Source organism: Natronorubrum texcoconense (genome assembly GCF_900100335.1).
Lineage (GTDB): Archaea > Halobacteriota > Halobacteria > Halobacteriales > Natrialbaceae > Natronorubrum > Natronorubrum texcoconense.
The window spans coordinates 341,783-367,516 of the sequence record NZ_FNFE01000001.1; the positions used below are offsets into that span (position 1 = coordinate 341,783).

The window sequence follows — 25,734 nt, forward strand, 5'->3', positions numbered from 1 at the left end:
GTCGGGTTATTACGTGCGGCGTGTAACTCGTTCGCATGACTGGATTCCGAGCAACGGTCGTCGTCCGGGAGCCCGCGGACTGTCCGATCGCGGACGTTTCAGCGACCACCGACGATCCGATCACGAGCGTCACGCGCTCTCGAGTCGCGACCGACGGGACGGTCGTCGAGGAGTTCGGCGTTACGGCCGGCTCGTCCGTCGAGACGGTCGATACGAGCACGCAGGCCGAGTTGACGTCCGTCCAAGCTACCGATCGAGAGGAGATCTACCGATTCGAACGCGAGTCGGCCGCCGACTGCGCCTGTGAGGTCATCGAACGCACTGGCACGCCGCTCTCGTCGGTCCGAGCCCAGAACGGCTCGCTCCTGTTGACGTTCCGAACCCTCGAACTCGAAGAGATCGCAAACATCGTCGACAGCCTCCGTGCCCGGTTCGACGGTGTCCTCGTCGAGGAACTCACGCAGGACCACGAGGACGACTCCTCGGACCGGGTGATCGTCGATCGAGACCTGCTCACGACGCGCCAGCGAGAGATCCTCGAGACGGCCCACGAACTGGGCTACTTCGAGTACCCGAAGGGGGCGAACGCGACGGACGTCGCCGAAGAGCTCGGCATCGCGCGATCGACGTTCACCGAGCATCTGGCGGCCGCACAGACGAAGCTTCTCGACGCGCTTCTCGAGGAGTGACCGCCGCCGATTTCCGGGGTCGATTGACAGGCGCGTACCGGTCGTTAGCCGCCTTCGTCTCCCGATCGGTTAGTTCGCGACGATCACGGGCCGATCCGCTTCGAGGATCACCGACTGCGTCACGCTCCCGAAGACCGCCTTTCCGACGGGCGACCGCTTCCGCGTTCCGAGCACGATCGCATCGGCACCCTCGTCCTGTGCGATCTGACGGATCCCTTCGGCAGGTTGGCCGACCATGACCTGTCTGATCGTTTCGACACCCGCGTCCTCGAGTCGTCGTTCGACGGCGTCGACCGAGTCAGGAACGTCCTGTAGTTCGGAAAGCGACTCGTTCACGTCGTCGATAACCGTCGCTCCGGCCTCGTCCGGCATCGTGTCGATCTCCTCGATGATGTGGAGGACCGTGACCGAGATCTCGTCAGTGTCGCCGGGCAGTGACAGCACCGCGTCAACTTGTTCGTTCGCCCGGTCGTCGTTTTCGTCGACCGGTAGGAGTACGTTGTACATAGTTCACACACTCTCTCGAAGCACAATATACGTGATGGGTAGATAGTCGGTAGTGAGAACTGGAGTCGGTCCCGGCGACCCGGCCAACCGACCCTGTTCAACCGCGGTCGACGCGGAGGAGGACGAGCGCGACCGTCGCCCCTACCGCAGCGATTACCGCGAGGACGACGAACAGCGCCTGTGCGGAAGCGTACGTGAGGACCCCGCCTGCGACCGCGGCGCCGAGCGCGCCGATCCCGAAGATCGCGAGGAACGTGTAGCCGAAGGAGAGCCCCCGCGTCCCGGGCGGCGAGTGTTTCGCCACCGCCGCCTGCTGAAGCGGCTGGATCGTAAAGAGGACGATCCCGAGCAGGAGCGAGACGGCGACGAACGTGCCGGTCGTCGCGGTGGCCGGGACGAACAGGAGCGCGAGGAGACAGAGCGTCCCGAGAACGTAGCTCAGCGCCCGTTCGATCGTCATCCGGTCGGCCAGATAGCCGCCGAGGTACTGCCCGAAGACGCCGAAGACGAGAATACCGACGTAGAAGTACCGCGCGAGGTCGAACTCCTCGGCGTACGGGCCGTCGGGATCGACCAGTTCGACGGTGACGAGCGGTTCGAGGAAGCTACTCAACAGATCCGGCAGGAAGGTCAGAAACGCCCGGTAGTAGAGCCCGCTGGCCATCACGATGACGATGACGAGCCCGAACGTGAGCGTTGCGAGCGTGCGACTGTCGTTGACGATGGATTCGATCGAAACCTGGCCCTTCGTGTCGCTTCCGGGTTCTTCGCCGCCGTCAGTCGTCGCCGGTGTGTCTGCCTTCGCGGGTGCCACGTTGACGAACAGGCCGAGGGCGAACAGGGCGAGCGCCGGCACCGCGAGTGCGACGGCGACGACGCGCCAGTCGAACCAGAGCAGCAGTACGACGGTCGCCAGCGGGCCGAGCGCGATGCCGAGATTGCCGCCGATCCCGTGGTAGCCGAGCGCGATGCCGGTTCGCTCGACGCGGGTCGAGAGCAGCGCCAGCCCGGCGGGGTGGTAGACGCTGGCCATGACGCCCCAGCCGGCGATCGCGAACGCCAGCATGAGGATCGATCCCGACAGCCCGACCAGCACGAACGAGGCGGCCATCCCGGCGAGACACGCCATGATGAGCGGTTTCGATCCGTACCGATCGACGAGGACGCCGCCCGGTAACGCACCGACGCCGAACAGCCCGTATCCGACCGTGACGATCAGTCCGAGCGTCGCCGCGGTCGTCGAAAACTCCGCGAGCCAGACCGTCATCAGGATCGGGATCGACAGCTCGTAGGTGTGTACGAGTCCGTGTGCCGCCGAAGTAAACAGTACGATTCGACGATCAGAGTCGTCCATTCTTTCGACTCCATTCTTCGCGGGTGGGTTAAGCGGTGGAGATGTCTGCCGAGTTTGCCGATATGTCTCGTGGTACCATTTGACATTTTCGGATCGGAACCAGCCGTCGACCGAACGGACCTCGCGGTTCGGCGGTCGTGTGCGTCCGCAGCACGGACGATTCTCACGGCGGTTACCGTCCCCTCCACAGCCTGCGGCGTCACCACCCCCTCTACAGACCGTCGGGTAAGTTAGCGTGTTCAGTTCGTCCCCGTTCGTTCCGCGCGATGACGGCGGGTCGACGCTGCCGATCACAGCCGCGGAGAGCCGTCGGCTGAAACGACAGGAAACGACTATCTCCCGCCCATTGACTGGTAACAGCGAACAAACGACAATACTTTTCCATCAGGGTGCGAAATCTCCACTATGGCTGACGATCTCAAGAAAGGGCTGGAGGGAGTCCTTGTTGCAGAGTCCGGACTCAGCTCGATCGACGGTGACGAAGGTCGACTGATCTATCGAGGGTACCCGATCGAGGATCTCGCCCGCGGAGCGAGTTACGAGGAAGTCGTCTATCTCCTCTGGCACGGTCACCTCCCGAACGCGGACGAGCTCGAGGAGTTCACCACGGCGCTCGACGAGGAGCGCGACGTCTCCGAGGACGTCCTCGAGACGATGAAACGCCTCGCGGCAGCCGACGAGCAGCCGATGGCCGCACTCCGGACTGCGGTCTCGATGTTCTCGGCGTCCGAACCCGAAGACGACGCCGAACCCGAGGATCTCGAGGCGACGCTCCGAAAGGGTCGTCGCATCACGGCCAAGATCCCGACCGCGCTCGCGGCGTTCGAGCGCTATCGGCTGGACGAAGAGCCGATCGATCCCCACCCTGACCTGGGACTCGCCGCGAACTTCCTCTACATGTTGACCGGCGAGGAGCCGAGCGACACCCACGCCGAAACGTTCGATCAGGCGCTCATCTTACACGCAGACCACGGCCTGAACGCCTCCACGTTCACGTCGATGGTGATCGGTTCGACGATGGCCGACATCTACAGCGCCGTGACCGGCGGTGTGAGCGCCCTCTCCGGCCCGCTTCACGGCGGTGCGAATCAGGACGTCATGGAAGTCCTCTTCGAGATCGACGAGAGCGACCTCGACCACCGCGCGTGGGTCGAGCAAGCGAACGAGGAGGGGCGGCGCATCCCCGGCTTCGGCCACCGCGTCTACAACGTCAAGGACCCGCGTGCCAAGATTCTCCAGGAGCGCAGCGAGGAGCTCGCAAAAGAAGGCGACGACAAGTGGTACAACTACACCACGACCATCGAGCAGTACCTCTCCGAGGAACAGGGGCTCGCCGAGAAGGGGATCGCCCCGAACGTCGACTTCTACTCCGGCTCCGTCTACTACCAGCTCGGCATCCCGATCGACATGTACACGCCTATCTTCGCCATGAGCCGCGCCGGCGGCTGGGTCGGTCACGTCCTCGAGTACCAGGAGGACAACCGACTCATCCGCCCGCTCTCGCGGTACACCGGGCCGGAGGATCAGGAGTTCGTCCCGCTCGAGGACCGATAACGACGCGTCGCCGTTCGACTCGATTTTCGACGCTTGGTGTCCGGTCACCAGCGGTCGCACCGTTCGTCGCTCGTCGACGAGCTTAGCGCTCGGAGAGCTCCGAGACCAACAGCGAGACGCCGATCAGCGAAGCCAGCAGGACGACGAGGTTGAACGCGGCGCGCATCAGCGGCTGGTACTTCGGATCGACCCAGAGATCGATCGCGTCGGTGGCGCTGCCGTAGAACTGGATCAACGCGAAGACGGCGAGCAGCGAACAGACGCCGAGTGCACCCCAGGCGAGATATCGTTTGATTCGCTCTGAATCCGGATCGAGCACCGCATCGGTACCGGCTGCTGATTCGGGGCCCGGCGTGCGTGCAGCCGTCTGCTGGTCGGGCTGGTCGGTCACCTGTTCGGCGTCCGTCTCGAGCGGCGTCTCGGGTTTCGTCGGTGTATCAGTCATTGGAACCTCCGTGCGAATGCGATCGTCGCGAGAAGCGCGGCGACGGCGATTGCCGCGCCGAAGCCGGGCGTTCCGTCGTTGTCCTGGTCGCGGTCGTCGTTGTCCCGGTCGTCGTGACCGTCGTCTGCGACGTCCGCGTCGTCCGCTCCGACGCCGGAGCCGCCGGTGAACTCGCTCACTTCGAGTCCGCCGTCGCCGTCCGTCTCGTCGACCGACAGCGACCCCTCGCCGAGGTTGGCGACGGCGCGGTCCGTCTCGACGATGGTGCCGTCCCGCCAGAGCACCGCGTCGAGGTAGTAGTCGTACTCCGTTGGGACCTCGAGATCGACCGTCGGCGATGCGGTTTCGCCGGGATCGACCGTCGACAGATCGACGGTCGCGGAGTCGGCGACGACTTCGGAGCCGGACTGGCGGGCTTTCACCTCGAGTTCGAGGTCGTCCTCGGCGTCGTCGCCGGTGTTCGTGAGGTAGCTCGCGACCTCGAGCGTCGCTCGGTCGTCGGTCGTCGACTCGATGGCGTACTCGATCGCGGGCACGTCCGCGAAGCTCCCGCCGCCGAAGCGGTGGAACTCGACGTCGGTGTCGGCGTATGCGGGCGTCAACGCGTCGACACCCTCGATCGAGTGGCTGGCCGACTCGAGTCGCGCGCCGTCCCGGTAGACGAACGTCTCGATCTCGTAGCTACTCTCCCGCGGAACGGCGACCGAATCCGTGACCACGGTTTCCGATCGGTCGCTCGAACCCTCGCCCAGCACGTCGACCTCGCGTTCGGTCGTGTTCTCGACGAGTCCGCTGTTCGTGTCGGTCACGCGATGGACCACGGTGACGTTGTCGACCGGATCACCCCGATGCTCGAGGTGGCTGTCGACGGCGATCGTGGCGGTTCCGCCGGTCACGTGCTCGGAACTGATCGTGATCTCCGCCAGCGATACGTCACCGTCGGTTTCCACCTCGGTAGCCGCCTCGGAGGCCTCCGGGTCGGACACTGCGCCGGTAAGCGCGAGCGTCGAGAGCGCTCCGATCACGACCACGAGCGCGGCGATAGCCAACACGTACTCGCGGTTCATGACAGCGGCTTTCGATCAATTGTATAAGTGCTTTGTGTGGTCAGCGAGCGAACAATATCGGCGTCATTGAACGTGAGACTCCACTCGTTCAGACGACAGTTCCGGGCCGACGAACGGCTTCCGAGCGCGGCGTCGAGCGCCACGAACAAGGGCGAAGAGCCCGAACGTTCGGTCGTGCAGGTCTTCGTCTACGGAACGCTGACCGATTCGGAGCAGGTCGAGTCGCTCCTCGGCGACGGCCCCGGAACGTACGAGAGCCTCGGCCCGGCGACGCTCGAGGGGTTCCACCGCGTCGACGGCGCGTACCCGACACTGCTTCCGGGTGGCACCGTCGACGGTGAGTTGCTCGCGGTCGACGACCGCGCGCTCGAGCGACTCGATCGGTACGAGGGCGTCGACCGGGGGCTGTACGTTCGGGTTACGGTACCGAGAGCGGACGGCGGATCGGCCCAACTCTACGTCGGCGACCCGGACAAACTCGGCGTCGCGGTCGACGGCGTGTGGACTGACGACCGTCCGTTCGCCGATGCCGTTCGAGCGTATATTGTGCGAGAAGATACCGTGGTACTAAATCACGAATGACGGTCGGCAGACGAACGTCTGACACTGTCGCTTTCGCCGCTCTGTCTGGCGATTTCACTTTCACTGCGGAGCCATGAGCTTTATATGCACTGCGTTCTCTTCTTTACTCGCACGTCACACGCCGTGCATTCCCTGTATTCCCTGTCGTGTTGCCAGTACGGCAGCACATTCGTGTCGGGATCGACGCGAGGCTGGTTCGACCGGCCGACCGATCCCCGACAGTCTTACAACACACGCCGAGTAGTCGAGCGTATGCTCGAACTCGCCGATATTCTCGAGGCACACGAGCGGGTCCGCGAAACGTCCAGACACACGCCGCTCGAGCACTCGCACACCTATTCGTCGATGACCGGCGCCGACGTCCGGCTGAAACTGGAGAACTTCCAGCGGACGGGTGCGTTCAAGATCCGCGGGGCGACCAACCGGATCGCGACGCTCTCGGAAGAACAGAAAGACGCCGGCGTCGTCACCGCGAGCGCGGGCAACCACGCCCAAGGCGTCGCGCTCGCGGCCACGCGGTCGGGCGTCGACGCGAAGATCGTCATGCCCGAACACGCGCCGATCTCGAAGGTCAAGGCGACGAAGAACTACGGCGCGGAGATCGTCCTCTCGGGTCGAGACTACAACGAGGCCGCCGAGCGCGCCCACGAGATCGAACGCGAGGAGGGCCGTACCTACGTCCACGCCTTCGACGACGAGGACATCATGGCCGGACAGGGCACCATCGGACTCGAAATCCTGGAGGATTGTCCGGACGTCGATACGGTCGTCGTCCCCATCGGGGGCGGCGGCCTCATCAGCGGCATCGCGACCGCGATCAAGGAGCAGAAACCCGACACGCGCGTGATCGGCGTGCAGGCCGACGGGGCCTCGAGCGCCGCCGCCTCGCTCGAGAAGGGCGAACGGATCGCCCTCGACGGCGTCGACACCATCGCGGACGGGATCGCGACCCGCAGCGTCGGCGAACGGACCTTTCCGCACATCCAGAAGTACGTCGACGAGGTCGTCACCGTCTCGGATCCCGAGATTGCCGTGGCGCTGGTCTACCTCCTCGAGCGCTCGAAGACCCTCGTCGAGGGCGCGGGTGCGGTGCCGCTGGCCGCGGTGCTCTTCGAAGCGTTCGACTACGACGAGGACGAGGTCATCGTTCCAGCCCTCTGTGGCGGCAACATAGATCTGAACACGCTGACCAACGTCGTCGTCCGCGGACTCGTCGAGACCGGTCGGTATCTGAAGATCCGAACCGTGCTGAAGGATCGTCCCGGCGCGCTCGAGGACCTGCTCGAGATCTTCACCGCCCACCGCGCGAACATCTACGCCATCCACCACGACCGCACCTCCCGTGACGTCGAGATGAGCGATACGGAAGTCGAGATCGAACTCGAGATGCGCGGTCCCGACCACGTCGACGCCTTCCTCGCCGCGCTGCGGGACGCGGGGTACGAAGTCGATATTCTAGCCTAACTCGAGCGGGTGCGTCACTCGACGTGGAGCGCCGGCGCAGTCTCAGTGGTCACGCGGTCGGCAGCGTAAACGAGAACGTCGTTCCGTCCTCGGGCGTCGACTCCACCCAGATCTCGCCGCCGTGGCGTTCGACGATGCGCCGGCAGAGCGCGAGGCCGATACCTGTCCCGCTGTGTTCCTCGTAGGTGTGCAGCCGCTGGAACACCTCGAAAATCCGATCGGTATCGTCCGGATCGATCCCGACGCCCTCGTCGCGAACTGAGACGATCCAGTCACACCCCGCTCGCTCCGCGGTAATTTCGATCCGCGGCGGCTCGTCACCGCTGTACTCGATGGCGTTTTGCAGGAGATTCTGGAAGAGTTGACGCAACTGGCTCGCGTCGCCGTCGACGCGCGGGAGTTCGTCGGTCGAGATCTCGGCGTCGGTCTCCTCGATCCGCATCTGTAGGTCCTCGCGGACGTCTTCGAGCACGGCGTCCAACTCGACCGGCTCGAACGGATCGCCCTGCGTGTCGACCCGCGAGTACTCGAGGAGTGCGTCGATCATCTCGCGCATTCGCTCGGCCCCGTCGACCGCGAACTCGAGGAACTCCTCGCCGTCGTCGTCGAAGGCGTCACTGTATCGCTGCTCGAGCAACTGGAGATAGCTCGTGACCATGCGAAGCGGCTCCTGGAGATCGTGGGAGGCGGCGTACGCGAACTGCTCGAGGCGGTCGTTCGACTCCTCGAGCTTTCGCTGATACGCTCGGCGGTCGGTGATGTCGGTCAGCGTCACCACCGCACGACTCACGTTCCCGCGCTCGTCTCGGACCGGTTTGCCGTGTTCCATGATGATCCGCCGTTCACCGTCGAAGGCCTCGATCTCGTAGATGTTTGGCTCCCTGACCTCCTCGCCCTGAAGCACCTGGTACATCGTCCAGTCTTCGGGGCCGACGGGCTCACCCGAACCCGCCCACGTCGCCGAGAACTTGCCGTACTCCTCGACGGACTCCGAATCGAAGACGTCACCGCCCCAGATACTCTTCGCCGTCTCGTTCGCTCTGCGCAGCGAGCCGTCCGCGTTCGCAACCACGGCACCGACGGGTAAGACCTGAAACAGCGTCTCGAGCTGCCGCGATTGTTTTTCGAGCTCGAGTTCCGCTCGCTTCCGTTCGGTGATATCGGTGAGTGCGCCCGGGAATTTGACGGCGTTTCCGTCCTCGTCACGCTCGACGTGGCCCCTGGCGACGACCCACCGGAGTTCGCCGTCGGCGTTCCAGACGCGATACTCGAGTTCGCACTCGTCGCAGTGGTCGACCGTCTCTTCGATCTCCCTCGCGACTCGGTCTCGGTCGTCCTCGTGGACCGACGACAGGAACCGATCGAGCGGGACACCCTCCCGAGCGGCGTCGGGATCGACGTCGAACGTGTTGGCGAACGATTCGCCGGTAACGAACTTATCGTCGGGGATGTGCCACTCCCAGGTCCCGATGGCTCCGGCCTCGGTCGCCGCCTCGAGCTGTGTCTTTGCATCCGTCAGGTACTGCTCGCGCGCTTTTTGCTCGGTGATGTCCTGGGCCATCGTCATCCCGGCGAAGATATCACCCTGTTCGTCGGTGATCGGCACCGCGTGGATAACCCACGCCCGGCCCGCGTACTCGAGTTCCACCGAGGCTTCTTCGCCTGCGAGCGCCGACTGAAACACCGGCTCGAGATCGGCGACGGCGTCGTCGGGCCAGACCTCGTGAAACGGTTTCCCGTCGAGATCCTGGGGGTCGAGAGGGATCCGGTCGAACCCCTTCCCGGCTGCCAGCGTGTACTCGAGATCGTGATCGAACAACGTGACGAGTCCGTTCGGGAAGTACTCCGCGAGCGTCCGGTACCGTCGCTCGGACTCCTCGAGCGCCTGTTCGCGCTCCTTTCGCTCGGTGATGTCCCGAACGATCCCCACTGCACGAACCGGCGTTCCCTCGTCGTCGAAGGAGAACTCGCCCTGGGCTGCGATCCACCGTTTCTCGCCGTCGGCTCGAACGATCCGACACTCGAACTCCCACGTACCGGTCTCTTTGGCGGCCTCGAACCGCTCTCTCACCCGCTCACGGTCGCCCGAATGGACGTGATCGAGAAAGATCTCCAATCCCCAGTCTTCGACCGGGGACTCGTACCCGAAGATCCGGTCGTGCTGTGGCGACCTGACCGGCGACTCCTCGGACTGCAGATCGAGTTCCCACGTGCCCATGCCGCCGGCCTCGAGTGCGAGTCGGAGTCGCTCCTCGCTCTCTCGTAAGTCCCGCAGTAATTCGATGCGGTCGGATTCGCGCTCCTTGCGGTCGGTAACATCCCGAAAGTAGACCGAAACGCCGGTTTTGGAGGGGTAGAGGTTCGCCTCGACCCAGAAATCGAGCGTGTCGTAGTAGAGTTCGTAGCTGGTCGCCTCCTGTGCGTCCATCGCCGTCTGGAACGCGTCCCAGACCTCGTCGATCTCCGCGGCGGACGGAAACACGTCCCAGAGACAGTTGCCGAGCAGTTCCGACTCGGTGCGTTGGAGGAGCTCTTCGGCACGCTCGTTGACGTGCGTGAAGCGAAACTCCTCGTCGAGCGCGTAGAAGGCGTCGCTCACCCGACCGAGGATCTCCTCGAGTTCGCGTTCGGCCTGCTGTCGCTCGGTTACGTCTTCGAACACGAAAACGCCGCCGTCGATCTCGTCGGTTTCGTCCCGCTGTGGCGCGCCGTCGACCGACAGCCACACGCGCTCGCCGGAGGGGCGGCGAAGCCCGATAATCCGGTCGGCAATTTCCTCACCCCGATCGATAACGCAATCGAACGGCGTCTCGTCGGTCTCGAGTGGGTCTCCGGCGTCGTCGACGAGGTCCCAAGAAGAGCCATCGGCAGAGCGTCCGGCGAGGTCGTCGAGCGGCCGTCCGAGAAGTTCCGCGGCGCGTTCGTTTGCAAACGTCAGTTCTCCCTCGGCGTTTACCACTGCAATCCCGTCGCCAACCGCGGTTATCAGTGCCCGACACCGTTGGTGGGTCTCGGTGTCGTCCCCCTCCCAGAAGGTCCAGTTGTGTTCCCCTACTCGCTCACTCATACAGCCGAAAAAGCCATCGAGTCGCATAAGCCCCGCGGCGGTTGTCGGAGCCACCGCGAATCGCTGCACACCTGACTGGACGACTGCGGTATGATCGCTGTGTCACTCGTTTCCACTGTCACTTCCGTCTCTACTGGACACCGATTTCGCCTTCCTTTAAGCCTCTCCGCCCAGAGTAGTAGCGTATGAAACGCATCATCAAGACCGACGACGCACCCGCTGCGGTCGGCGCGTACAGTCAGGCGACCAGCAACGGCTCGCTGCTATTCACCGCCGGCCAGATCCCGCTGACGACCGAAGGGGAACTGCTCGCGGACGAGTCCATCGAGGCCCAGACCGAGCAAGCCCTCTACAACCTCGACGGCGTCCTCGACGAGGCCGGGGCGACGTCCGCGGACGTCCTCAAGGTCACCGTCTTCCTCGACGACATCGACGACTTCGAGGCGATGAACGAGACCTACGCCGACTACTTCGACGACGAGCCGCCGGCCCGCAGCGCCGTCGAGGTCGCCGCCCTGCCCAAGGGCGTCGGCGTCGAAATCGAAGCCGTGGCGAGCCTCGAGTGAGGTGACTCGAGGCGTGTTCGGAGTCGATCGCCGCGTCGTCTCCGCCCTGCTCTGGGGTGCCGTCGGCTTCATGGCCTTTCTGGTGCTCGTCCAGGGCTACGCCCTGTTCGTCGAGTCGCTGGTCTCGATCACCCAGGGCGCGTTTGTGGCGGTGATCGTTGGGAGCGGGACAGCGATCGGTGCGTACCTGCTCGAGCACCGAGTCGCCGCGTGGTCGGCGCGTCGCGTGTCGCGTGAAACCGAGTCACACGGCAGCGACGGTAAAAGTAAGAGTTAAACGACGGACCCGGTTAGGTTGACTCGAGCCAGGATGGCCGAACGGTAAGGCGCACGCCTGGAAAGCGTGTTCCCTTTGGGATTCAGGGTTCAAATCCCTGTCCTGGCGTTTTTCTCGGAAGAAAATACACAAGTGTAAACTAGGGAATTTTATTAGATATTCTATCAGGCTCCTCGAGCCTGATTGAAGCTACTCGGTTCCCATCCGTGACGAGAACATTGCCGATTCCGTCTTCATTTTATATCGGTTCTCTACCGAAGCCCATTGACTCTGAGAACTGTCAATTAAAATCGGTTAACTAATGTAGTTCTAATATCAACTCCTTTCCGTGGCAGGTGACTACCTGAGACGGACTGCAATCACCCGCCCTATCCTTACTCCTGAGCAACAGCGAGCGCTTGATGAGACACTTGACGAATGGCAATACGCTTGTAACATCAGTACTCGCATCGGCTGGACAGTTGGGGAGACACGGAAAATGCAACTGCAACAACTCGCGTATGACGAAATACGTGAACAAACGCGTCTCGGAAGCCAACACGCGATTCTCGCTACGCACAAAGCTGCAGCCGCACTCTCCGGCATCGAAGAGATCGACGACTTGGACGAGGATTACAAGACGTCTCGGCCGACCTTCACGAGCGATACCCTCGTATACGACGCGCGGTCGATGACGCTGTTTTCCGATGGTTCCGTCTCGCTAGCGACACTCACCGAACGGATTCGCTGTGATCTCGCGCTTCCCGACGATGAAACGGGTTATCAGCGACAGTATCTCGAGGACAACGAGTGGGAACTAACCGAATCGACGATATCGAAGCGGGATGGTGACTGGTATTTACATCTGGGTTTCCGTAAGCCAAAGCCCGAACCGACGACCGGGAGGCAGGACGACACCGGGGACAGGACAGTTCTCGGTGTCGATCTCGGTATCGTCAACATCGCCACTACCAGTACGGCATACTTTGCTTCGGGGAGGGAACTGCGCCATAGACATCGCGAGTTTGAACGAATACGCTCCAACCTTCAAGAAGTCGGAACGCAGTCAGCACATCGCACCATTCAGCGGATAGGTGGACGAGAGACACGATACGTGCGTGAAACGTTGCATCACGTCGCCAACGATATTCTTGAGGAAGCAGTAACCCACGACTGCGATCATATTGTATTCGAAAATCTCAAACATATTCGGGAGCGTGCACCCCCTGTCAAAGAGTTCCATCAGTGGGCACACCGCCAACTCGTTGACCTGGTCGAGTACAAAGCAACGGCTGCGGGAATTCGTGTCGAGTTCGTTTCACCAGAGAACACGAGCCGGCAGTGTCCGGAATGTGGATATACGAGCGAAAAGAACCGCATTCGACAGGCAGCGTTCGAGTGTCGGGAGTGTGGAACTACTGCCAATGCTGATTACGTCGGTGCAAAGAACGTCGGATTACGGTTCGTCCGTCGAGGCCTACAGTCGTCTCGGCGGACGGGCGACGGTCAACTCGCCCTAAAGTCAGGAACGGTGAGGCCGAACCAAGGTTTCGTACCGACCCCGCTATCGGGATAACGGCCGAGTTCACTGACAAGCCCCGTGTCCTGTGCGGGGCAGTTGATATCCCAGTCTTGGCGTTTTCCGAACGATGATCTACACGCGTCATGAGCAGTGGGAAACTGCAGCGATTTGCTTCCACACTACAGTGACGGAACATCACCTGCTATCACGGAAATGAACCGGCTACCGCCTGATCTCTGCCGGCAAATCGGTCGTGATCCACCGATCCTCGTTCTCCGGGTTCCGAATCTCTAGCAGGCCGTCTTTGCATAGCAGCATCTCGTATCGATCGGTCATCGTGCTCTCGTCTAACGCTCCGACGGAACCGAGTATGGTAACAGGCAGCCTACCATCCCGCCCGTCGCGGGTACGCCCTCGATACTACTCGAGTAGCCGCCGAATACCGACTGACCGACTACCGGACAACCATATATCCGCCGCGGTCGACTACGTGAGTATGTGCGGTCGCTACACACTGATGATCGAGCGGGCGGCCCTCGAGGAGCGATTCGACGCCCGATTCGCGGATTCGAGCGAGGAGTTCACGCCGCGGTACAACATGTCCCCGGGCCAGCGGCTTCCGGTGATCACGAACGACGCGCCCGAGACGATCCAGACGCTCGAGTGGGGACTGGTGCCGTCGTGGGCCGACGACGACAAAAACGGACTCATCAACGCCCGCGCGGAGACGGTCGACGAGAAACCGAGTTTTCGGGCGGCGTACGAACGACGCCGGTGCATCGTTCCCGCGGACGGCTTCTACGAGTGGGTCGACACTGAGAACGGAAAACAGCCCTACAGAGTCGCTTTCGACGACGACCGCGTCTTCGCGATGGCCGGACTCTGGGAGCGCTGGGAGCGCGACGACGAGACGACGCAGGCGGGCCTCGACGCCTTCGGCGGCGGCGTCGCGGACGACGATAGCGAGGACGGCCCGCTCGAGACGTTCACCATCGTCACGACGGAGCCGAACGACCTCGTCTCGGATCTCCATCACCGGATGGCGGTCATCCTCGAGCCCGGTCACGAACGCGAGTGGTTGACGAGTGACGATCCGAAATCGCTTCTCGAGCCCTATCCGGCCGACGAACTCCGCGCGTATCCGGTCTCGCGTGCGGTCAACGATCCGTCCGCGGACGAGGCGTCGCTGGTCGAACCGGTCGAGTCCTAGGTATCGAGCTCTCGAGCGGCGGCAGGACTCCCTCGAACTGCGAGCGATGCTCGATGCGGTATAAATGTGGCGGATACGGTCGTCGTCTCGAGCGACGAGCTGATTGGTAACGTATGTCAAATACGGGTGCACGCCCCCTCGCCATCCGGTGGTTTTCTCGCCTTACGTTCGGCGGCCGCTGACCATCACGAATGACGAAAAACACCAATTTTATATAGAAGGACAAACAATGAATCAGCTGACTATGAGCCAGCGAATGCAGCAAGGGCAGCCGATGATCGTGATGAGCGAGGATTCCCAGCGCGTAAAGGACAAGGACGCGCAGGATTACAACATCAGCGCGGCCCGTGCGGTCGCCGAGGCTGTTCGCTCGACGCTCGGTCCGAAAGGGATGGACAAGATGCTCGTCGACTCGATGGGATCGGTAACGATCACCAACGACGGCGTCACCATCCTCCAGGAGATGGACATCGACAACCCGACGGCCGAGATGATCATCGAGGTCGCCGAGACACAGGAAGACGAGGCTGGCGACGGCACCACGACGGCTGTCGCGATCGCCGGAGAACTCCTCAAGAACGCCGAGGACCTTCTCGAGCAGGACATCCACCCGACGGCCATCATCAAGGGCTTCCACATGGCCGCGGAGCAGGCTCGTGACGAGATCGACGACATTGCAACCGAGATAGACACCAGCGACGAGGAACTCCTCCGGAAGACCGCCGAAACCTCGATGACCGGCAAGGGCACCGAGGTCAACAAGGAGCACCTCGCCCAGCTGATCGTCGACGCCGTCCGTCAGGTCACCGTCGAGACCGAAGAGGGCGACAACGTCGTCGACCTCGAGTTCCTCAACATCGAGACCCAGACCGGCCGCGCAGTCGGCGAATCCGACCTCCTCGTCGGTGGCATCATCGACAAGGACCCCGTCCACGACAACATGCCCACCGAGGCGACGGACGCCGACATCCTGCTGCTGAACGAGCCGATCGAGGTCGAGGAGACCGACGTCGACACCGAAGTCTCCGTTACCGACCCCGACCAGCTCCAGAAGTTCCTCGACCGCGAGGAGAAACAGCTCAAGGACAAGGTCCAGCGCATCGTCGACACCGGCGCCGACGTCGTCTTCTGCCAGAAGGGCATCGACGACCTCGCCCAGCACTACCTCGCCAAGGAAGGCATCCTCGCTGTCCGCCGCGCCAAGAAGTCCGACCTCGAGTTCCTCTCGGAGGTCGTCAACGCGAACGTCGTCTCCGACCTCGAGAGCGTCACCGAGGACGACCTCGGCTTCGGCGACGTCACCCGCGACGACGATGACGAACTGTTCTACGTCGAGGGCGACGACGCACACGGCGTCACCCTCCTGCTTCGCGGCTCGACCGACCACGTCGTCGACGAACTCGAGCGCGGCGTCAACGACGCACTCGACGTCGTCGCACAGACCGTCTCCGACGGCCGCGTGCTCGCCGGCGGCGGTGCGACCGAAGTCGAACTCGCCTCGCGACTGCGCGACTACGCCGACTCCGTCTCCGGCCGCGAACAGCTCGCCGTCGAGGCCTTCGCCGACTCGCTCGAGCTCGTCCCGCGCGTGCTCGCCGAGAACGCGGGTCTCGACTCCATCGACACGCTCGTCGACCTGCGTGCGGCACACGACGACGGTGACGTCACGGCCGGCCTGAACGTCTTTTCGGGCGACGTCGAGGACACCTTTGAGGCCGGTGTCGTCGAACCGGCCCACGCCAAGGAGCAGGCCGTCACCTCCGCTTCCGAAGCAGCCAACCTCGTGCTCAAAATCGACGACATCATCTCCGCTGGTGACCTGTCGACCGACAAGGGCGGCGACGAGGAAGGCGGCGCGCCCGGCGGCGGCATGGGCGGCATGGGCGGCGGTATGGGCGGCATGATGTAGGCGAGGTTCGGAACGAGCGAAGCGAGTGAGAACCTCGTAAAAACGAGCGGGGAGCGCGAGCGACCCGCGAAGTCGAACTAAATTTTTCTGCAGGCCGTTTTCCCCGGATCTCGGCAAAACTCAGTACAAAAGCACCGGAAGGCGCGGAGCGCCTTCCGAGCTCTCGTTCACTGCATTCACGAGAACACTCCTCCTTCCGTTTCGTTCGCGTTGCTCACTCCACATCAGTCGTCGGCCCGAGCACGGCGCTCCGCTCCGCGCCGTGCTCGGTGAACGGCGTCACTCGGGTTCTTCGAACCGCTCGTTCGCCGATAGAAGTTATCGAACGCCACTCAGGTACCGTTTCGCTCTGTGGTACATTCCACAGATTCGGCGCCGGTCCCAGTTCTACTTTCTGGCAAGCCGGTGATCTTTTGTGCTGGACCTCGAACGGCCCCCATGACCTATCAAACGACTATCGGCTGGTCGCTGTTCTCCTCCGGCATCGTCACGCTCATCCTGAAACTCATGCCCGGCGATTCGCTCTGGTGGGGGCTCTTGCTCCTCGCGCTCGGCGCAATGATTCTCTACATTCGGTAGGCGTCGGGCGAGACGATTTCGTTCGGGGCGACCGAACTCGCTCGCGGGAACGCCGATTCCTCAACCAGTCAATAACACGAACATTCTTTAGATCGCAATATGACTCTCGAGTATGAAACGGATCTGGATCGGGGTTGCGCTGGTCGTTGCGATCGTGTTACTCGGGGGCTGTGCGGCGTCCGAGGAGACGGCCGAGTTCTCCGTGTCGATCGACGACAGTGCTGACGAAACGCTCGTGAACACGTCCTACGAGGCGACGGCGACCGTTTCCAACGACGGTGATGCCGACGGTGAGCGCTCTGTCGACTTCGTCGTGGATGGTGAAACGATCGCGACGGAAAACGTGAGTCTCGAGCCAAACGAGACGGGATCCGTCACCTTCGAGCACACGTTCGAGGAGCCCGGCGAGTACGAGGTGGCGATCGGCGAGGCCGAAACGTCCGTGACCGTCCTCGAGAGTCCGCTGTCGGACGTCGCCGAGGCGATGGCCGACCTCGAGACGTACGAGACCCAAGAGCGAACGGTGATGGATCTGACGACGCAGTCGGCGTACGGACAGGACGCCGAGCTACTGATGGACGGAACGGCGACCGGACAGTACGATCTGGCGGCCGAAACGGCCGCCATCGACTGGGAGGTCGATATAAACTACCTCGGGTTCGAGTTCCACACGCTCGAAGCGGAGTGGTACGAGGACGGAACGCTCTACACCAGAGAGCGAGACCGATCGGACACCGAGTACGAGTACGAGACAGAGTCCACGACGTTCGACGACGTCGCCATCGACTACGCGTTCCCACTGGCGGCGGTCGACGACGACCCCGTCGAGGTGAACAACGGAACGGTCGTCTACAACGCCACGATTGAGGATTTCGACCGACTCGAGGCGCTCCTCGACGACGATGACGTGACGCCGGGAGAGCAGGACGAGGAGTCGGACGAGATGGAAGATGCTATCGAACGGGTCACCATCGAACTCGGAATCGATCTCTCGACCGCGCGTATCGACTACATGTCCGCGACCTACGATATCGACGGGATGGAGTTCGACGATATGACCGGTGACGGCGAAATCACCATGGATGCCGAATTCGTCGCATTCGACGAGTCCGTCGACACGACGGTCCCGACCGAGGTCGTCGACGCAACTGCAGATCGATAGTCGAGCGTCGATTGCTATGTTCCGGTAATCGAGTCCTGAACGCGTCGGCCAGCAGGTTCGGAGCGGTTCGGACTCCGCTCGCGAAAACCGAGGCAGATTTCTGTTTCGAACCGAAACACGTCCACCAGTGAGTTCCCACGACGACGAGACCCCATTCGACGTCTACCGCGAGGACGTCGACCGCCCGCTCTCGAGGCTCTTCCGCGAGTACGCACCCGGCCGGTTAGGCTGGTTTTCAGTTGGCATGCTCGCGAACTTCGTCGCCCGAATGGCGAGTCTCGTGCCGCCGCTGTTGCTCGGTGTGGCGATCGACGCCGTCTTTATCGGTGAGAGTCCGTACGCGCTCCCGCTGGTCCCCGACGCCTGGCTGCCGACCGAAACGATGGATCAGTTCTGGTTCACCATCGCCGCGATCGCGATCTCGTTTCTCGTCGTGGCACTTTTCACCTGGATCTACGGCGTCACCGCCAACCTGTTCGCCCACGACGTGATGCACGCGGTGCGGGTCGACTGTTTTCAGAAGATGCAACGGCTGGACACGGCCTTCTTCGACGAGAAACAGACCGGCGAGGTCATGGCCGTCCTCAACAACGACACGCAGAACCTCGAGATGTTCCTCGACAACGCGCTGATGAACTCGGCGCGGCTGCTCGTGATGGTCGGGGGGATTACGGCCGTGCTCTTCTACCTCAACTGGCAGTTGGCGTTCGTGACGCTCTTTGCGGTGCCGGCGATGGTCCTCTTTACCCTCTGGTTCATGCGGGTCGTCGAACCGCGGTACGTTCGCCAGCGCTCCGCGGTCGGTCGGATGAACACCCGCCTCGAGAACGCCATCTCGGGCATCGGGCTCACCAAGACGACCTCGAGCGAGTCCTACGAGACCGAGCGCGTCCGCGACTCCTCGCGAAATCTCTTCGAGCGGACGATGGCTGTGTTGAAGCTGAGCTACCTCTACCGGCCGGGGATGGAACTGCTCGCGGGTCTCGCGTTCGCCGCGACCTTCCTCGTCGGCGGGCTCTGGCTCGCGACCGACACCGCCCCGGGACCGCTCACCGGCACCCTTTCGGTCGGCGATTTCGTCGTCTTTCTGATGCTCACCCAGCGGATCGTCGACCCGCTCGCGGAGGTCTCGAACATCGTCGACCAGTATCAGAACGCCAAGGCCTCGAGCGAGCGCGTCTTCGGGCTGATGGACATCCCCGTCCACGTCGACGATCCGGAGGATCCCGTCGACATCGTCCCCGTCGAGGGTCGCGTCACCTACGACGACGTGACGTTTAGCTACGACGACACCGCGGCCCGCCGAAACGCGACGGCCACCGAGACGGCGTTCGAGGAGACCGTCCTCGAGAACATCTCCTTCGAGGCCGCCCCGGGCGAGACGGTCGCGTTCGTCGGGCCGACCGGCGCCGGAAAATCGACGGTTCTCAAGTTACTGCTCCGACTGTACGACGCCCAGGAGGGAACGGTCCGAATCGACGGCCACGACGTCCGTGAGGTTGCGCTCGCGGACCTCCGCTCGGCCGTCGGCTACGTCAGCCAGGACACGTTCCTCTTCGACGGCACCATCGCGGACAACGTCCGCTACGGGCACTTCGAGGCCGACGACGAGACGGTCCGTGAGGCCGCCGAAGCGGCCCAGGCCCACGAGTTCATCGTCGACCTACCCGAGGGGTACGACACCCGCGTCGGCGAGCGCGGCGTCAAGCTTTCCGGCGGGCAGCGCCAGCGGATCGCGCTCGCTCGAGCGGTGCTCGCGGACCCCGAGATCCTCATTTTGGACGAGGCGACCAGCGCCGTCGACACGAAGACGGAGCTCCAGATCCAGCGGTCGATCGATCGCCTCACCGAGGATCGCACGACGCTGACGATCGCCCACCGACTCTCGACGGTCAAAGACGCGGATACGATCCTCGTCCTCGAGGACGGCGAAATCGTCGAGCGAGGAACGCACGAGGGCCTCCTGGCGGCACAGGATCGGTACGCGACGCTGTGGGCGGCACAGGCCGGCGATCGAGAGTCGGCGGCCGAGACGCTCATTGACGGCGACGACTGATCGTCGCTCTCGTCGGCTCGTCAGATGTGTTTTCTCACAGCGATCGTCACTGACCGCACGATACCGCAGAAAACAGTCGGCTATTGGGTGGCGAACGCGCTCAGGCGTCGTCGATGTCGAGTTCGAACTGCTCGTTCTCGGAGACGGCGTTCAGGACGACGCTCGTGTTCGAAGCCTTGATATCGGGGTCGGTGAGCAGCGCCTTGATCTGGTCGTTCATGCCGTCGGTGTCTTTGAACTTGCCGATGGCGATCACGTCGTAGTCGCCGGTAACCTCGTAGACGCTGGTCATCTGACGGTGATCTCGCAGGGTGTCGGTGACGTCGGGCAGCGCGTTTCCTTCGACCTGCAGCTGGATGACGGCCGTAACGTCGTAACCGACCGCATCGTAGTCGACCCGCGGCGTGTAGCCTTCGATAACCCCCTCCTCCTCGAGATCAGAGAGGTGGTTCGAAACGGTAGTGACGGAGACGTCGAGTTCCTCGGCGAGACTCCGGAGGCTCGCCCGGCCGTCGCCGAGAAGTGCATTCACTAGTTTTGCATCGAGATTTTCGTACGTCATCACATCCACCCTCTCACTGTAGCCTTTAGAACTTTACGAATATGCAGTTTCCTGCGGAGGAGAGAAGATTTGCTTGGAGCAGTAGGGTTTTAGTAGCAGAGTTACTTGGGTAGAACGACGAGAAGATGACAAGCGGAAACATCACTGAATCCGAACAGGCCGTATTAGACGAGATCGAAGCGGAAGGCGTCGACTTCCTTCGTCTCCAGTTTACTGACATTCTCGGCACCGTAAAGAACGTCTCCGTCCCGGCACGCCAGGCCGAGAAGGCGTTTACCGACGGAATCTACTTCGATGGCTCCTCGATCGAGGGCTTCGTGCGCATCCAAGAATCGGACATGCGTCTGGTTCCGGACCCCGATACGTTCGCTATCCTCCCGTGGCGCCAGAAGGAGGAGAGCGCCGCGGCCCGAATGATCTGTGACGTGTATAACACGTCGACCGGCGAACCGTTCGAGGGCGACCCACGACGCGTGCTCAAGAACGCGCTGGACCGCGCCGACGAGATGGGCTACGACGTCAACGCCGCGCCGGAACCGGAGTTCTTCCTCTTCGAGGAGGACGAAGAGGGCCGCGCGACGACCAAAACCGGCGACCAGGGCGGCTACTTCGACCTCGCCCCGAAAGATCTCGCCAGCGACGTCCGCCGCGACATCATTTACGGTCTCGAGAGCATGGGCTTCGAGATCGAAGCCAGCCACCACGAAGTCGCCAAGGGACAACACGAGATCAACTTCGAGTACGACGACGCGCTGACGACGGCGGACAACGTCGGCACCTTCCGCACCGTCGTTCGGGCGATCGCCGCACAGCACGACCAGCACGCGACGTTCATGCCGAAACCGATCCCGAAGATCAACGGCTCGGGAATGCACACACACCTCTCTCTGTTCAAAGACGGCGAGAACGCGTTCCACGACGACGACGACGAGTTCAACCTGAGCGACACCGCTCACTCGTTCCTCGCGGGCGTCCTCGAGCACGCGCCCGCAATTACGGCTATCGCGAACCCCACGGTCAACAGCTACAAACGCCTCGTCCCCGGCTACGAGGCGCCCGTCTACGTCGCCTGGTCCGACCGCAACCGCTCGGCCCTGATCCGCAAACCGGCGGCCCGCGTCCCGGCCGCTTCGCGCGTCGAACTGCGCTCGCCGGACCCGTCGTGTAACCCCTACCTCGCAATCGCCGTCATGATCCACGCCGGTCTCGACGGCATCGAACAGGGGCTCGAGGCGCCCGACCCGGTTCGGGAGAACATCTACGAGTTCGACGAGGAAAAGCGCGAAGAGTACGGTATCGATACCCTCCCGGCGAACCTCGGCGAGGCGGTCGACGCCCTCGAGGAAGACGAAGCGATCTACAACGCACTCGGCGAACACATCGCGTCGAAGTTCGTCGAAGCCAAGCGCCAGGAGTTCGAGGAGTACCTCGTCGACGTCTCCGACTGGGAACTCGACCGCTACCTCGAGACGTTCTAAGCGTCTACGGCCGACGGCGGTCGACGCCGTTACGCACTCACTGGTGGTTTCTCTTTCCGCTTTTCCGTTCGGTGTTCTGGAGCAGTTTCGCTCGTTTCGATTGTCGTCTGGCTCTATTGGTCGACTCTGTCACACGGTCTCGTGCCCGAACTCGAGACCGTCGACCGACCGTCAACTGGTGAATTCCGTCTGGACTCGCGAGACGGCGGTTCGGCTGACCAGCCGTGGCAATCCGACGACGAGCAGGCCGCCTACGAGACCGATGGCCAGCCAGACGAGGAGGCTCTCGACGACGAGCAACACGAGTGCAACGAGTGCGAGTGCGGCGATGCCGACCGTCGCGTGAATCCCGACCTGCAGCGTCATCGACCACGGCTCCCGCGACGGCGTCGCGTACTGCCAGGCGAGCAGACACCCGAGACAGCCACCGAACAGCGCCATCGTATCCGGTCGGCCGCTGGTCCAGAAGGCCGCGAGCGCGAGCACCGCGGCGATCGTCACCGTCGCACTCGCCGCAGCGTGGTCGCCGCGTCGGGCGCGTACTCGATGCCGAACCGTCAGCACGAACAACAGGTAGCAGATGCCAGCGACCGTCCCGACGAGGACGTCGATCGGAAAGTGGACGCCCGCTCCGACTCGAGCGAATCCGACGAGGACCACCATTGTGGCGGCCCCGAAACGTCGCTGTCGTTGCGTTCCGATGTCGGACTCGAGGGCGAACATCGTCCAGATTACCGTGGCAGCGACCGCGTGGCCGCTCGGAAAACTCGTCGAAGAGACCTCGACGGCTGGTGCGTAGAGCAGTGCGATCACCGTCGGCAGGGATTCGGGGGCGATGGCGGGGCCGACGTCCGGCCGCGGCGTCTCGAAGATTCCCTTCAGTCCGAGCATGACAGCGTAGCCGCCGATGACGATCCCCAGCCACGAGGCGAACCGATGCCGATCCCGAAACCAGCAGGCCAGTACGACAGCGGGCGCGACGAACCAGACGCTCCCGAGATAGGAGAGGAAGGCGAACAGAAACGCCGCCCACTCCGGGAACGTCTCTCGAACGAGTTCGACCTGCGCCGACTCGAACCACATCGGTACTGTCATTTGACAAACTAGATGTTATACGTGTCGGTTTGTAATATAGTCAACAAGTGCGGCACTGTAAAACGGGAGATCGCCGATCGACAGACAACGGTTAACGGTCGGCGTGGCTGTATCTATCGAAGAAGGAACCGGTATGCGTCGATCAGGTCGCGTTAGGCTTCTGCCTGTTGGATCCACTCCTCGGCGTCGCTGGTCGAGACCTCGGCAGCCTCGGAAACGGACTCAGCGTCGGCGCGCACGAGGTCGTCGATCGTCGCGATACCGGCGTCCGAGAGCTGTTCGCGGGTTTCGGCGTCGATACCCTCGATCGACTCGAGCGTGTGCTCCGCGTCGGTGTCGATCTTCGTCTGCGCCTCGGGCTGCTGGCTCCGGAGCTGCTGGGTGACCTCTTCGGCCTGCTCTTCGAGTTGCTGCTGGAACTGCTCGACCTGTTCGGCCTGGCGCTCGAGCAGGTCCGCGACGTCGCCGGTCTGGCGCTCGAGTTGGTCCTCGAGTTCGTCCTGAAGCTGCTGGGTCTGTTCGAGTTGCTCGTGGAGCTGTCCCGAAAGTTCGCTTACGTTCTCGACCGTCTGATCCTCGATCGAGTGGGACATCTCGAGGAGCTGTTCGGTTTGTTCGTCGAGCGCTTCGACGAACTCGCTGGAGAATTCGGTCGCGGAATCGACGTCTCGCTCGAGTTCCTGTTCGATGGCGTCGTAGAACTCGGCGTGGGTCGATTTTAGCTGTGCAAACGTCTCATCGATGGTTCGGTGGGCGTCCGAGGGCTCGTCGCTCGGGAACAGCGCGGCCGTCGTATTGACGTAGCCGTGGGTGGCCGCTTGGGCGAGCTCGAGCTGCTGGCGCTGGAGTGACTCCTGACCTTTGAGGCCGGTGAGCGCCATCATGTCGACGGTGCGCTGGGTGGCCAGTCCCTGCTTGAACAGCTGCTGGCTCTGTTTAACTGCGGTTCGCTGCACGTCGAACATCGCTCGAATGGGGGATTGTGATTGACTCATGTTCTCGAGTGGAGATGGGCTCCGACTGGGGATAAGTGGCGGGCTTGCATACCCTCGAATGTATCTGAACGGTATTAGATGGAAAATCCAAACTGTCGCAGACTCCGCACTCTGTTGGCGCGAGCTTCACTCGATACTGACTGTCAGGACGATTCTGATTGAGTATTATGAGCTGAATCGTCGTTCAATCGCCTATGGTCGATAGCCGGACCTACGAGTTCGAGGGGGACCAACCGACGATCGACGACGCGTCAGTGAGTCGAGAGGCGACGCTGGTCGGCGACGTGCGGATCGAGAGCGGAGCGAGCGTCTGGCCGGGCGTCGTGCTTCGTGGCGATATCGGTCCCGTCCGCGTCGGTCGGCAGTCACACGTCGGCGACAACGCCACCATCCACGCCTCGGCGCTGAGCGCGAACGGAGTGAGCGCGATGTTCGGGTGATCACCGTTCTCCGTTACTCGAGGAGCGCGTCATGGTCGGACACGGGGCCGTCCTCAACGAGGCGACCGTCGAAGCGCGTGCGCTGGTGGGGTTCAACGCGACGGTCAACACCGGGGTAACGATCGGGGCGGGCAGCGTCGTCGCCGCCGGCACGGTAGTCCCCGACGAGTACGACATCCCGCCGGAGTCGTTCGCTCGCGGGGCTCCCGCCAGGATCTCGCCGCTCGAGGAGACGGGAATCGACGCGGAGGCGATCTTCGAGGACTTCGCATCGGGCGAGTACACGAATCTCGCCGGGCGACACGAGGAACTGTTCGAGTGAGCGACGTAACGGAATGCGCACTAGCGAGACGCTCGGGGAATTTCCCGGACGGAGCCGACGAGCGGACGCTGAAAAGACGACGAGCGGGGACCGACGCGCGGCGACGCGCTCGCTACTCGCTGACCGGAATGCCGGCGCTATCCTCGGCGTCGATTCGAATCGGGTCGTCCTGCCAATCGATGTCGAGCCGCCGTCGCGAGAGGTACGGCGAGAGCGTCGACATCGAGACGAGTCCGCAGTAGGTCTCCCCCTCGACGACGGGCAGGTGTTTCACGCCGTCCGTCCGCATCGTTTCGGCGGCGGTCGTGATCGATTCGCTCGGTGAGATCGTCGTCACGGGTGCGGACATGATGGTCTCGACCGGATGGGATTCGAGTGTTTCGGCCACGAACGCGACGATATCCGATTCGGTGACGATGCCCGCGACGACTTCGTCCTCGAGGACGACCAGCGCCGGGACGTCCGGATCGCGCAGTCGCTGGGCGGCCTCGCTCACGGGCGTCTCCGGCCGGAGCGTTCGAGCGGAACGAGTCAGCACGTGTTCGATTGGTACGTCGATCATCGGTTGTCTAGTGGTACCGATCCACACTACATAATCGCTGTGGACATACGCCCTAGATTCCCTAATATGGTTGCTAAATGGTGATTAAAATCCAAATCAAGGGCACGAACGTCCACTGCTCGGCGAAACGGACGAGCACACGACTCCTGAACTCGTGCCGACGGTCAACCGGGCGTCCAGTCGTACTGACGCGACGGACCAACGCGGATTGAGACGTGGGAGGATGATTCGGGATCTCAGCTTCCGGTCCGACCCCGTATCGCCTCGCTGTCGAACGCAGCGACCCGTTGC

General features: G+C 62.9%; 22 protein-coding genes, 1 tRNA gene and 1 pseudogene. 15 read left to right on the top strand and 9 right to left on the bottom strand.

The features are described 5' to 3' along the window. Window positions 1-35: 35 nt before the first annotated feature. Window positions 36-689: a helix-turn-helix domain-containing protein gene (locus tag BLT08_RS01580; protein ID WP_090303046.1), complete on the top strand. Its 654-nt coding sequence runs from the start codon at window positions 36-38 to the stop codon at window positions 687-689. Window positions 690-758: 69 nt separating this feature from the next. On the opposite strand, the gene BLT08_RS01585 is transcribed toward BLT08_RS01580, so the two are convergent. Beyond that, complete coding sequence (locus BLT08_RS01585; RefSeq protein ID WP_090303047.1) at window positions 759-1,196, bottom strand: universal stress protein; 438 nt, start codon at window positions 1,194-1,196, stop codon at window positions 759-761. Between the two features lie 97 nt (window positions 1,197-1,293). After that, window positions 1,294-2,550 carry an MFS transporter gene (locus tag BLT08_RS01590; RefSeq protein WP_090303048.1) on the bottom strand — a complete coding sequence of 419 codons (1,257 nt, stop codon included), beginning with the start codon at window positions 2,548-2,550 and terminating at the stop codon, window positions 1,294-1,296. 405 nt (window positions 2,551-2,955) lie between these two features. Between BLT08_RS01590 and citZ the strand changes: the two genes are divergently transcribed. Next, window positions 2,956-4,104, top strand: a complete 1,149-nt coding sequence (citZ, locus tag BLT08_RS01595; RefSeq protein ID WP_090303049.1) for a citrate synthase — start codon at window positions 2,956-2,958, stop codon at window positions 4,102-4,104. Between the two features lie 82 nt (window positions 4,105-4,186). Here the strand turns inward: citZ and BLT08_RS01600 are convergent, their stop codons facing one another. Continuing rightward, on the bottom strand, window positions 4,187-4,549 hold the full coding sequence (locus BLT08_RS01600; protein WP_090303050.1) for a DUF8060 family membrane protein: 363 nt from the start codon (window positions 4,547-4,549) through the stop codon (window positions 4,187-4,189). Beyond that, window positions 4,546-5,616 carry a DUF7490 domain-containing protein gene (locus tag BLT08_RS01605; protein ID WP_090303051.1) on the bottom strand — a complete coding sequence of 357 codons (1,071 nt, stop codon included), beginning with the start codon at window positions 5,614-5,616 and terminating at the stop codon, window positions 4,546-4,548. The genes BLT08_RS01600 and BLT08_RS01605 overlap by 4 nt, the downstream gene beginning before the upstream one ends. A gap of 174 nt (window positions 5,617-5,790) precedes the next feature. Between BLT08_RS01605 and BLT08_RS01610 the strand changes: the two genes are divergently transcribed. Together BLT08_RS01610 and ilvA are read left to right on the top strand one after the other, a co-directional pair. Then, a complete protein-coding gene (locus tag BLT08_RS01610) occupies window positions 5,791-6,198 on the top strand; it encodes a gamma-glutamylcyclotransferase family protein (protein ID WP_175529240.1) in 408 nt (135 codons plus the stop codon). Between the two features lie 252 nt (window positions 6,199-6,450). Next, entirely contained in the window at window positions 6,451-7,662 is a 1,212-nt protein-coding gene (ilvA, locus tag BLT08_RS01615) for a threonine ammonia-lyase (protein WP_090303052.1), read from the top strand. A gap of 49 nt (window positions 7,663-7,711) precedes the next feature. Here the strand turns inward: ilvA and BLT08_RS01620 are convergent, their stop codons facing one another. Continuing rightward, window positions 7,712-10,729, bottom strand: a complete 3,018-nt coding sequence (locus BLT08_RS01620) for a PAS domain-containing sensor histidine kinase (RefSeq protein ID WP_090303900.1) — start codon at window positions 10,727-10,729, stop codon at window positions 7,712-7,714. Between the two features lie 185 nt (window positions 10,730-10,914). Here BLT08_RS01620 and BLT08_RS01625 point away from each other — a divergent pair, with 185 nt between their 5' ends. From BLT08_RS01625 to BLT08_RS01660, 9 genes are all read left to right on the top strand, one after another. After that, the gene (locus BLT08_RS01625) at window positions 10,915-11,295 is read left to right on the top strand and encodes a Rid family detoxifying hydrolase (RefSeq protein WP_090303053.1); all 381 of its coding nucleotides are present in this window, start codon (window positions 10,915-10,917) and stop codon (window positions 11,293-11,295) included. 70 nt (window positions 11,296-11,365) lie between these two features. Next, window positions 11,366-11,572: a DUF7981 family protein gene (locus tag BLT08_RS01630; protein WP_245724160.1), complete on the top strand. Its 207-nt coding sequence runs from the start codon at window positions 11,366-11,368 to the stop codon at window positions 11,570-11,572. A 27-nt stretch (window positions 11,573-11,599) separates the two neighbouring features. Continuing rightward, window positions 11,600-11,680, top strand: a tRNA-Ser gene (locus tag BLT08_RS01635). A gap of 220 nt (window positions 11,681-11,900) precedes the next feature. After that, on the top strand, window positions 11,901-13,127 hold the full coding sequence (locus BLT08_RS01640; protein WP_090303054.1) for an RNA-guided endonuclease InsQ/TnpB family protein: 1,227 nt from the start codon (window positions 11,901-11,903) through the stop codon (window positions 13,125-13,127). 442 nt (window positions 13,128-13,569) lie between these two features. Further along, entirely contained in the window at window positions 13,570-14,283 is a 714-nt protein-coding gene (locus BLT08_RS01645) for an SOS response-associated peptidase (protein WP_090303055.1), read from the top strand. A 244-nt stretch (window positions 14,284-14,527) separates the two neighbouring features. Further along, window positions 14,528-16,192, top strand: coding sequence for a thermosome subunit beta (gene thsB, locus BLT08_RS01650; RefSeq protein WP_090303902.1), 1,665 nt, complete (start codon window positions 14,528-14,530; stop codon window positions 16,190-16,192). A 438-nt stretch (window positions 16,193-16,630) separates the two neighbouring features. Then, window positions 16,631-16,771: a hypothetical protein gene (locus BLT08_RS22810; RefSeq protein WP_175529210.1), complete on the top strand. Its 141-nt coding sequence runs from the start codon at window positions 16,631-16,633 to the stop codon at window positions 16,769-16,771. 112 nt (window positions 16,772-16,883) lie between these two features. After that, window positions 16,884-17,933: a CARDB domain-containing protein gene (locus tag BLT08_RS01655; protein ID WP_090303056.1), complete on the top strand. Its 1,050-nt coding sequence runs from the start codon at window positions 16,884-16,886 to the stop codon at window positions 17,931-17,933. A 127-nt stretch (window positions 17,934-18,060) separates the two neighbouring features. Further along, window positions 18,061-19,989 carry an ABC transporter ATP-binding protein gene (locus BLT08_RS01660; protein WP_090303057.1) on the top strand — a complete coding sequence of 643 codons (1,929 nt, stop codon included), beginning with the start codon at window positions 18,061-18,063 and terminating at the stop codon, window positions 19,987-19,989. A 100-nt stretch (window positions 19,990-20,089) separates the two neighbouring features. Here the strand turns inward: BLT08_RS01660 and lrp are convergent, their stop codons facing one another. Then, the gene (gene lrp / locus BLT08_RS01665; RefSeq protein ID WP_090303058.1) at window positions 20,090-20,551 is read right to left on the bottom strand and encodes an HTH-type transcriptional regulator Lrp; all 462 of its coding nucleotides are present in this window, start codon (window positions 20,549-20,551) and stop codon (window positions 20,090-20,092) included. 125 nt (window positions 20,552-20,676) lie between these two features. On the opposite strand from lrp, the gene glnA reads away from it, so the two are divergent. Continuing rightward, entirely contained in the window at window positions 20,677-22,029 is a 1,353-nt protein-coding gene (glnA, locus tag BLT08_RS01670; protein WP_090303059.1) for a type I glutamate--ammonia ligase, read from the top strand. 171 nt (window positions 22,030-22,200) lie between these two features. Here glnA and BLT08_RS01675 read toward each other — a convergent pair whose 3' ends face one another. Beyond that, a complete protein-coding gene (locus BLT08_RS01675) occupies window positions 22,201-23,112 on the bottom strand; it encodes a phosphatase PAP2 family protein (RefSeq protein ID WP_090303060.1) in 912 nt (303 codons plus the stop codon). A gap of 164 nt (window positions 23,113-23,276) precedes the next feature. Then, window positions 23,277-24,089: a helix-hairpin-helix domain-containing protein gene (locus tag BLT08_RS01680; protein ID WP_090303061.1), complete on the bottom strand. Its 813-nt coding sequence runs from the start codon at window positions 24,087-24,089 to the stop codon at window positions 23,277-23,279. A 224-nt stretch (window positions 24,090-24,313) separates the two neighbouring features. Between BLT08_RS01680 and BLT08_RS01685 the strand changes: the two are divergent. Beyond that, a pseudogene (locus BLT08_RS01685) lies at window positions 24,314-24,881 on the top strand (gamma carbonic anhydrase family protein). 112 nt (window positions 24,882-24,993) lie between these two features. Here the strand turns inward: BLT08_RS01685 and BLT08_RS01690 are convergent. Next, window positions 24,994-25,443 carry a CBS domain-containing protein gene (locus BLT08_RS01690; protein ID WP_090303062.1) on the bottom strand — a complete coding sequence of 150 codons (450 nt, stop codon included), beginning with the start codon at window positions 25,441-25,443 and terminating at the stop codon, window positions 24,994-24,996. Between the last annotated feature and the right edge of the window lie 291 nt (window positions 25,444-25,734).

Coding starts and splice junctions, on each gene's coding strand:
- BLT08_RS01580 (WP_090303046.1), top strand. CDS start 36: ATGACTGGATTCCGAGCAACGGTCGTCGTCCGGGAGCCCGCGGACTGT.
- BLT08_RS01585 (WP_090303047.1), bottom strand. CDS start 1,196: ATGTACAACGTACTCCTACCGGTCGACGAAAACGACGACCGGGCGAAC.
- BLT08_RS01590 (WP_090303048.1), bottom strand. CDS start 2,550: ATGGACGACTCTGATCGTCGAATCGTACTGTTTACTTCGGCGGCACAC.
- citZ (WP_090303049.1), top strand. CDS start 2,956: ATGGCTGACGATCTCAAGAAAGGGCTGGAGGGAGTCCTTGTTGCAGAG.
- BLT08_RS01600 (WP_090303050.1), bottom strand. CDS start 4,549: ATGACTGATACACCGACGAAACCCGAGACGCCGCTCGAGACGGACGCC.
- BLT08_RS01605 (WP_090303051.1), bottom strand. CDS start 5,616: ATGAACCGCGAGTACGTGTTGGCTATCGCCGCGCTCGTGGTCGTGATC.
- ilvA (WP_090303052.1), top strand. CDS start 6,451: ATGCTCGAACTCGCCGATATTCTCGAGGCACACGAGCGGGTCCGCGAA.
- BLT08_RS01620 (WP_090303900.1), bottom strand. CDS start 10,729: ATGAGTGAGCGAGTAGGGGAACACAACTGGACCTTCTGGGAGGGGGAC.
- BLT08_RS01625 (WP_090303053.1), top strand. CDS start 10,915: ATGAAACGCATCATCAAGACCGACGACGCACCCGCTGCGGTCGGCGCG.
- BLT08_RS01630 (WP_245724160.1), top strand. CDS start 11,366: ATGGCCTTTCTGGTGCTCGTCCAGGGCTACGCCCTGTTCGTCGAGTCG.
- BLT08_RS01645 (WP_090303055.1), top strand. CDS start 13,570: ATGTGCGGTCGCTACACACTGATGATCGAGCGGGCGGCCCTCGAGGAG.
- thsB (WP_090303902.1), top strand. CDS start 14,528: ATGAGCCAGCGAATGCAGCAAGGGCAGCCGATGATCGTGATGAGCGAG.
- BLT08_RS22810 (WP_175529210.1), top strand. CDS start 16,631: ATGACCTATCAAACGACTATCGGCTGGTCGCTGTTCTCCTCCGGCATC.
- BLT08_RS01655 (WP_090303056.1), top strand. CDS start 16,884: ATGAAACGGATCTGGATCGGGGTTGCGCTGGTCGTTGCGATCGTGTTA.
- lrp (WP_090303058.1), bottom strand. CDS start 20,551: ATGACGTACGAAAATCTCGATGCAAAACTAGTGAATGCACTTCTCGGC.
- glnA (WP_090303059.1), top strand. CDS start 20,677: ATGACAAGCGGAAACATCACTGAATCCGAACAGGCCGTATTAGACGAG.
- BLT08_RS01675 (WP_090303060.1), bottom strand. CDS start 23,112: ATGTGGTTCGAGTCGGCGCAGGTCGAACTCGTTCGAGAGACGTTCCCG.
- BLT08_RS01680 (WP_090303061.1), bottom strand. CDS start 24,089: ATGTTCGACGTGCAGCGAACCGCAGTTAAACAGAGCCAGCAGCTGTTC.
- BLT08_RS01690 (WP_090303062.1), bottom strand. CDS start 25,443: ATGATCGACGTACCAATCGAACACGTGCTGACTCGTTCCGCTCGAACG.